Raw genomic sequence first — 7,810 nt, 5'->3', positions numbered from 1 at the left:
ACTCACCCGTCCGCCACTAAGTACCGAAGTACTCCGTTCGACTTGCATGTGTTAAGCATACCGCCAGCGTTCATCCTGAGCCAGGATCAAACTCTCCGTTTTGGTTTGTTTGTTTAGCTCGACTGCTCTTTTATAACCTCAGTCTGGTTGATTATTTGACTGACGCGCACAAGTTGCTTTATACTGTCTTTCAAACTATAATCTTTTCATGGTTCGATCGCCTTTTCGAGTTCGCTTTTTTTCGCTCGCTCATCCGGCACTTATTTAATATAGCGAGTCCACAATTTGTTGTCAACTGTTTTCTCAAAGTTTTTTGGATAAATTTTTGTAGTCGCCTCAAATGTAGTCAGAGCATACAGTTTAAGCCACAATGAATAATGCAGGCTTCAAGCCAAGGAGACTAAAACGTGATTTTTCAGTCGGTAATAGCTGTATTGCATAAATTCTGGAGCGATCGCGGTTGTCTGATTGCCCAACCATATGACATTGAAAAGGGAGCAGGCACTAAAAACCCGCATACTTTTTTACGAGCGTTGGGACCAGAACCTTGGGCTGTAGCTTATGTTGAACCTTGTCGTCGTCCCACTGATGGACGTTATGGTGAAAATCCCAATCGCTTTCAACACTATTATCAGTTCCAAGTTCTGATTAAACCTTCACCAGATAATATCCAAGAAATTTATCTCGATTCCCTCAGAGCGTTGGGGATTCGTCCAGAAGACCACGATATCCGGTTTGTGGAGGATAATTGGGAAGATGCGACCGTAGGTGCTTGGGGTACTGGTTGGGAAGTTTGGTTAGACGGGATGGAAGTTACCCAGTTTACTTACTTCCAGCAGTGTGGAGGAATTGATTGCCGTCCTGTTTCCATTGAAATTACATACGGTTTGGAACGACTGACAATGTACCTCCAACAAGTGGAGGCATTCACTAAGATTCGTTGGACAGACAATATTAATTATGGAGATGTTCACCTCCAAGGAGAGATTGAGCAATGTGTTTACAATTTTGAAGCCTCTAATCCTGAGATGCTGCTGACACTATTTAATATGTATGAGCAGGAAGCTCAACAATTAACTGAGCGAGGACTAGTGTTACCCAGCCTAGATTATGTTATGAAGTGTTCGCACACGTTCAATTTGTTAGATGCAAGAGGTGTGATTTCAGTCACGGAGCGAACTCGCTACATAGCAAGGATTCGGCATTTGGCGCGAAGGGTAGCGCAGCTTTATGTAGAGCAAAGAGAGAAACTGGGTTTTCCGCTACTTAAGAAGGCAACAGTTTGATTAGTGTAAGCGGTATACAATACAACAAATGAAGAAGATAAGGAGTTTTTTACCTTATCTTTTTTTGTCTTTTTACTCTTTGCACGATCGTGAATTTTGAACAACTACAAATTGGCGACTATTTTCGGATACCTGGGATGAATCGCAGATGTGTATACAGAAAGGCTAGCAGTTCACATTGCACTTTGGGTGCAGCATTACAACCAATTCGACATCAAACAAAAGTAATACGGCTTACTCGCATAGAAGTTGCTGATTATTTTACTGATTATTTTTCAGCAAAGCTCGATTTCCTCCAAAGCCTACGACAATAAAAGCTTGACAAACTACTTTGCTTAATCTCAAAGAGTATGCTTTCTTGATAAACAGTGAGAAGGCTATGAAATACAAATGGTGAATTTAACAGAAGTTCTAGAACCGATCGCCGCAGAATTTCGCTCTCTAAAAATCCCTGAACCGATTGTGCATTGGGGACATCCGCGCTCTGATGGCGATCGTTGTTTTTGTCATGGGTAGTTTTGTGGGATTAACTGGTTTTAGAGGACGAGTTGTTGAAGATAAAGATGCGGCGATCAAAAGTCGCAGCGATCATCGTAAACTAGCGCCGTGGATGTTTTTATTTATGGCACTCGGTTATAGCAAGCGGTTAAAGGCAATATTCTTTCAAGCGATACTCCTTCAGAGTCACTTCGTGAACGCATCCAATGAGCGAGAGTACAGTGATTTTAGTCAGAGGTGCGATTAAAAGTTAACCTCGGCTTGGTTAAAGAAAGGTGGGTTAATTTTTGCGGGTCGATGTTATAGCATAACAGACCGATGTTATAGCATAACGGACCGATGTTATAGCATAACGGACCGATGTTATAGCATAACAGACCGATGTTATAGCATAACGGACCGATGTTATAGCATAACGGACCGATGTTATAGCATAACGGACCGATGTTATAGCATAACAGACCGATGTTATAACATAACGGGTCGATGCATTAGACATCTACAGAAAACATGTAGAGACGTTACACAGGTTCAGTTGTGCTATTACTTTTATTGATTAACGGTGCAATTTGTCTGAGTGGCTTTGGGGGAAATAAAGCTGGGTTACGGACGGTTCACGCTTATGTAGGTAGTACGGCACTTTGTATACTGTTTGTACATGCTGTATTGGAGTTAAAGTTAGGTATGACTTTGTAATGCAGCTATTGCAAAAGATGCTAAATGCCCTCAAACTAAAGTCTGGGGCGTTGTGCGTACAAAGCAGGCACACGCAAGCTAAATACAATGTTTTGTAGCTGGGACTTTAATCGTCGGGTAATGAGTGCAAAATGATTCAGGCAAATGGTGTAGTTATTTGTCTTGGCTACATTCTAGGGTTGCTGTTTACAGCAGTTCCTTTCGGTGGAGTTTGGGTGCTAATTTTGGGAATAGTGGGAGCGGTTTTTTTGAGAAGACGCCGCATTACTTTGACAAAAGCACTACAGAAAACTAAGGCTGCACCACCTAATTGGCAAACTAATCCCAAACCAATTATATGGATAGTTGCTGGCTTGGTTGGGTTGTTTGCAAGTTTGTATTTTCAATTCCGCGTACCGCAACCTGGAAAAAATGACATCAGTCTGTTTGTTCCACCAGGAAATAATAATAATCAAGAGCAACTTGCGATCGTTCGCGGGGAGGTGGCAAGTACACCCCGCTTGACTCGCAGTCAACGGGGACAATTTTGGTTGCAAGTAAAGGCTCTGGATGAGGTAAAAAAAGAAAGTAACTCAGCAGGTATGAGTAAAGGGGCAACAGGTAAGTTGTATGTGACTGTGCCTTTACTTCAAGCTACTGGGTTAAGTCCTGGTAAACAAGTTGCAATCACTGGGGTTTTGTACAAACCAAAAGCAGCGTCAAATCCTGGTAGTTTCGACTTTCAAAAGTTTCTCAAGCAGGAAGGGGCTTTTGCTGGTTTGATTGGAAAGCAGATAAATATTTTAGAAGAAGAACGTAAATGGGGATGGTGGAAAATTGGGGAGCGAATTGTGCGATCGCTTGTTCGCGGATTAGGTATTCCCGAAGGTCCGCTTGTCAGTGCTATGGTTTTAGGTAGCAAAGCTGTTGATTTGCCTTACGATATTCGCGATTTGTTTGTGCAAGCAGGGTTAGCTCATGCTTTGGCTGCTTCAGGATTTCAAACTTCTCTAATATTAGGTGTGGTGCTGGGGTTGACAAGGCGTACCAGACGTGTAACGCAATTTATTGTTGGTTCGTTTGCCTTAATTCTTTTCTTAAGTTTAACTGGTTTCCAGCCTGCGGTACTCAGAGCGGTAATTATGGGATTTGCCGCATTAGTAGCTTTGGCATTAAGACGAAAGGTGATGCAGTTAGGATCGCTATTGCTGGCAGCGACGCTGTTATTGCTCTATAATCCTTTGTGGATTTGGGATTTAGGATTTCAGTTGAGTTTTTTAGCAACGTTGGGATTAATAGTAACAGTACCGCCGTTAACTCAGCGTTTGAATTGGTTGCCTCCGGCGATCGCTTCTTTGATTGCTGTTCCCTTAGCGGCGACAATTTGGACTTTACCAGTACTGATACACGTTTTTAGCGTGGTAGCAATTTATAGTCTACCTTTAAATATCCTTGCTACTCCATTTATTTCTGTAATTAGTATCGGTGGTATGATTAGCGCTTTGGCAAGCTTAATTTTTCCTCAGGCTGGCAGTGCTTTAGCTAGTTTGTTGTATCACCCTACACATTTGCTCATTCGCCTAGCAGAATTTTTTGCTCAATTACCAGGAAATTCTGTTGCTGTTGGGACGATATCTATTTGGCAGCTGCTGGCAATTTATGCACTGATTATATCGGTTTGGCTGATGCGTTGGTGGCAGCAGCGTTGGTGGTTTGCAAGTGTGATTGCGGTTGCTTTGGTGTTGATACCAGTTTGGCATTCTGCAAGCAGTTTATTTAAGATTACGGTGCTAGCGGCTGATACAGAACCAGTTTTGGTCATTCAAAACCAAGGAAGGGTAACGCTGATTAATAGTGGAGATGAAGGTACGGGACGCTACACAATTTTACCATTTTTGCAACAGCAGGGTGTGAATCAAATTGATTGGGCGATCGCTCTTCATTTCCAAAGCGATGATACCAGTGGTTGGTTAGAGGTCCTGCAACGTTTGCCGATTAAAGTTTTCTCTGATTATTCTGCTACCCCAGACAATATATTGGCAAGTCAGGCTATCCAAAAGGAACTGCCAAAAAGTAAGGGAATTTATCAACCTTTGTCACTCGGTCAAACTGTGAATACTGGTTCGGCAGTCGTGCAGTTAATCAATGACCAATTACCCGTCTTGCAAATGCAAATTCAAAATCAAAGTTGGTTGTTGGTGGGTAATCTCAAGCCTGACGAACTGCGTCAACTTCTGAAAAATAAAGCTTTGCCTCAACCGCAAGTGCTGTGGTGCGCTACTGAGTCTTTGAAAGATTTGGTTTTGGCGCTGCAACCACAGATAGCGATCGCACCTAACGCTGACCTTGACCCGAAAATTTTCTCCGAATTAAGTCAAAACCAAACGAAGCTGTTTTTTACTGGGCGAGATGGGGCAATTCAATGGACTCCGAAAGGTGAGTTTGAGGCGTTTATTCAAGCTTCAGAAAATAAAGCTTCGGTGTTGTGAAAATTTATCGGTTCGTGATAGTGTAATTATTATAGGCTTAATATGTCTTGGGGAGAGGTGTCCGAGTGGTTGATGGTGACGCACTCGAAATGCGTTTTAGGGAAACCTAACGGGGGTTCGAATCCCCCCCTCTCCGTTGAAAGTTTAGATTAATTTGTCGCCAATCAAATTTGGCAATACCCTTGCATTGTGATTGCATCGGCTTGTTATGTTAATGCATCGGGTTGCATTGTTAATGCATCGGGTTGCATTGTTAATGCGTCGGGTTGCATTGTTAATGCATCGGCTTGTTATGTTAATGCATCGGGTTGCATTGTTAATGCATCGGCTTGCATTGTTGATGCATCGGGTTGCATTGTTAATGCATCGGGTTGCATTGGACATCTCCAGAAAAGACGTTCGGTGTGGAACGTCTCTACAAGGGTTTCGGACAACGCATAATTGATTTTCACTTCTATGTCTATTGTAGACCTCTTGCACTCATTCCCTAATACCCCACCCCCAACCCCAGACCGCTTGCGGGGAGGGGAGCGTTTGCGCTCTTCAAATGCGGGGTGAGGTTCTTTATTTTTAATTTATGCAAGAGGTACACACAAGAGGATTTTGTGATGACAACGAGCGGTATAATTTGAGCATCTTGCAGAGAATTAAGCCATAATCGCGCTCAGGTGAAATCAATAGTATTTTGATGCTTGCCTGAGAATTAACAGATGACTACAGTTGAGCCAAGCTATGAATATCAAGTTGGCGGAAGTCTCCCTTCTGATTCTCTCACTTATGTGAGGCGGCAGGCAGATGAAGATTTGTATGCGGGGCTGAAGGCAGGCGATTTTTGTTATGTGCTGAACTCGCGGCAAATGGGTAAATCTAGCTTGCGGGTGAGAACTATGCAACGGTTGCAAGCTGAGGGTGTTGCTTGTGCTGCTATTGATATTACAGCGATCGGTAGTTGGGATATCACTGCCGAGCAATGGTATGCAGGGGTGATTGATAGTATTGTTAGCAGTCTGTATTTGTATGAAACTTTTGATTTAGATAGCTGGTGGGAAAGTCACGCTTTACTTTCGCCGGTGCAGCGGTTGGGCAAGTTTATTGAGGATGTGCTGCTAACGTCGATTAATCATAGCATTGTTGTTTTTATTGATGAAATCGATAGCATTCTCAGCTTGAATTTGCCTTCGGTTGACGATTTTTTTGCTTTAATCCGCAGTTGCTATAACCAGCGTGCGGATCAACCAGAGTATAAGCGGATAACTTTTACACTGTTTGGGGTAGCAACTCCCTCGGATTTGATTAAAGATAAAAAGCGCACACCATTTAATATAGGTCGAGCGATCGCTCTCACGGGCTTTGAGTTAAATGAAGCCCAAGCGTTAGCTTTAGGGTTTGTGGGCAAAGTAAATAATCCGCAAAGAGTATTGCAAGAGATTTTGGCTTGGACTGGTGGACAACCGTTTCTGACTCAAAGACTTTGTAAGTTAATCAAGACTAAGGGTTGGGGACTGGAAACTGAAGATGAGTCTAAAGTTGATGAGTTGGTTGAAACTTATGTTATTACTAATTGGGAATCGCAGGATGAGCCTGAGCATTTAAAGACGATCCGAGATCGGATTTTGAGTAGTGACCAAGTTGCAGGCAGGCTGTTAGGACTTTATCAGCAAATTTTACAACAGGGTGAAGTCGCGGCAAATGATAGTCCGGAACAAATGCAGTTGCGGTTGACGGGGTTGGTGGTTAAGCAGCAAGGTAAGTTAAAAGTTTATAACTTGATTTATGAATCGGTTTTTAACCTGACTTGGGTTGAGAGAGAATTAGCCAAACTGCGTCCTTATTCTCAAGCTTTCAGAGCATGGATAGATACAAATCGTCAAGATGAATCACGGTTGTTGCGGGGTGCAGCCTTACAGGATGCTTTGATTTGGGCAGGAGATAAAAGCTTGGGTGTTGAGGATTATCAGTTTCTCGCAGCTAGCCAAGAATCAGACAAGCGAGAAGCGATAGAAGCACAAAAGCAAGCTAATCAGATTTTACAAGCAGCGACGCAAAAAGCTAATCAGCGGATTCGCCTTGGCTCTTTGATTTTGGGTATATCTGTGGTGGGAGCAATAATTGCCGGGATAATGGCAACAGTTGCTTTTAACAAACAACAAGAAGCAGTACAAGGAACCAGATTAGAACGAGAAGGCAGCAATGCTTTACAGCAATTTGATTATGATCAAATAGGAGCATTGCGATCGGCAATGCGAGCCGGACAAGATTTGCAAAAGCTAGTTAAGGATAATCGTTCCTTAGAGGAATATCCCGCAGCTAGCCCACTTTTAGCTTTAAGAACGATTTTAGATAACATCCAAGAGCGAAATCAACTCACCGGGCATCAAGAACAAGTCATCAGCGCCAGTTTTAGCCCTGATCGCAAACGAATTCTCACCGCATCAGATGACAAAACCGCGAAGGTGTGGGATTTAAATGGTAAACTCATCGCTACCCTGACTGGGCATCAATCATATGTCAACAGCGCCAGTTTTAGCCCTGATGGCAAACGAATTGTCACCGCTTCATATGACAATACCGCGAAGGTGTGGGATTTAAATGGTAAACTCATCGCTACCCTGACTGGGCATCAATCAGTAGTAAAAAGCGCCAGTTTTAGCCCTGATGGCAAACGAATTCTCACCGCATCATTAGACAAAACCGCCAAGGTGTGGGACTTAAATGGTAAACTGATCGCTACCCTGACCGGGCATCAATCATATGTCAACAGCGCCAGTTTTAGCCCTGATGGCAAACGAATTCTCACCGCATCAGATGACAAAACCGCCAAGGTGTGGGATTTAAATGGTAAACTCATCGCCACCCTGACTG

At 43.1% G+C, this 7,810-nt stretch carries 5 protein-coding genes, 1 tRNA gene, 1 rRNA gene and 1 pseudogene; 6 read left to right on the top strand and 2 right to left on the bottom strand.

Going from position 1 to position 7,810, the window contains the following annotated elements; genetic code table 11:
* A 16S ribosomal RNA gene (locus tag AABK37_RS38910) occupies positions 1-102 on the bottom strand; the annotation flags it as partial.
* A gap of 305 nt (positions 103-407) precedes the next feature.
* On the opposite strand from AABK37_RS38910, the gene glyQ reads away from it, so the two are divergent.
* The 5 genes and pseudogenes from glyQ (at position 408) to AABK37_RS38885 (ending at position 5,084) form a co-directional block, all read left to right on the top strand.
* Positions 408-1,286, top strand: a complete 879-nt coding sequence (gene glyQ / locus AABK37_RS38905; protein ID WP_432556744.1) for a glycine--tRNA ligase subunit alpha — start codon at positions 408-410, stop codon at positions 1,284-1,286.
* Positions 1,287-1,676: 390 nt separating this feature from the next.
* Positions 1,677-1,927 (top strand): annotated as a pseudogene (locus AABK37_RS38900) (DUF4079 domain-containing protein); the annotation flags it as partial.
* Positions 1,928-2,321: 394 nt separating this feature from the next.
* A complete protein-coding gene (locus AABK37_RS38895; RefSeq protein ID WP_432556743.1) occupies positions 2,322-2,480 on the top strand; it encodes a hypothetical protein in 159 nt (52 codons plus the stop codon).
* A gap of 131 nt (positions 2,481-2,611) precedes the next feature.
* A complete protein-coding gene (locus tag AABK37_RS38890) occupies positions 2,612-4,948 on the top strand; it encodes a ComEC/Rec2 family competence protein (RefSeq protein ID WP_432556742.1) in 2,337 nt (778 codons plus the stop codon).
* A 51-nt stretch (positions 4,949-4,999) separates the two neighbouring features.
* Positions 5,000-5,084 (top strand) — tRNA-Ser (locus tag AABK37_RS38885).
* 154 nt (positions 5,085-5,238) lie between these two features.
* Here AABK37_RS38885 and AABK37_RS38880 read toward each other — a convergent pair.
* A complete protein-coding gene (locus AABK37_RS38880; protein ID WP_432556741.1) occupies positions 5,239-5,400 on the bottom strand; it encodes a hypothetical protein in 162 nt (53 codons plus the stop codon).
* A 258-nt stretch (positions 5,401-5,658) separates the two neighbouring features.
* Between AABK37_RS38880 and AABK37_RS38875 the strand changes: the two genes are divergently transcribed.
* Positions 5,659-7,810: AAA-like domain-containing protein (locus AABK37_RS38875; protein WP_432556740.1), on the top strand; the 2,152-nt coding region annotated here is incomplete at its 3' end.

Origin of the sequence: Tolypothrix sp. VBCCA 56010, from assembly GCF_050875635.1 — a bacterium.
In the GTDB taxonomy this organism is placed as follows: Bacteria; Cyanobacteriota; Cyanobacteriia; order Cyanobacteriales; family Nostocaceae; genus Hassallia.
Note: the sequence above shows the minus strand (reverse complement) of the source record. Positions and strands in the feature narration are given on the sequence as shown.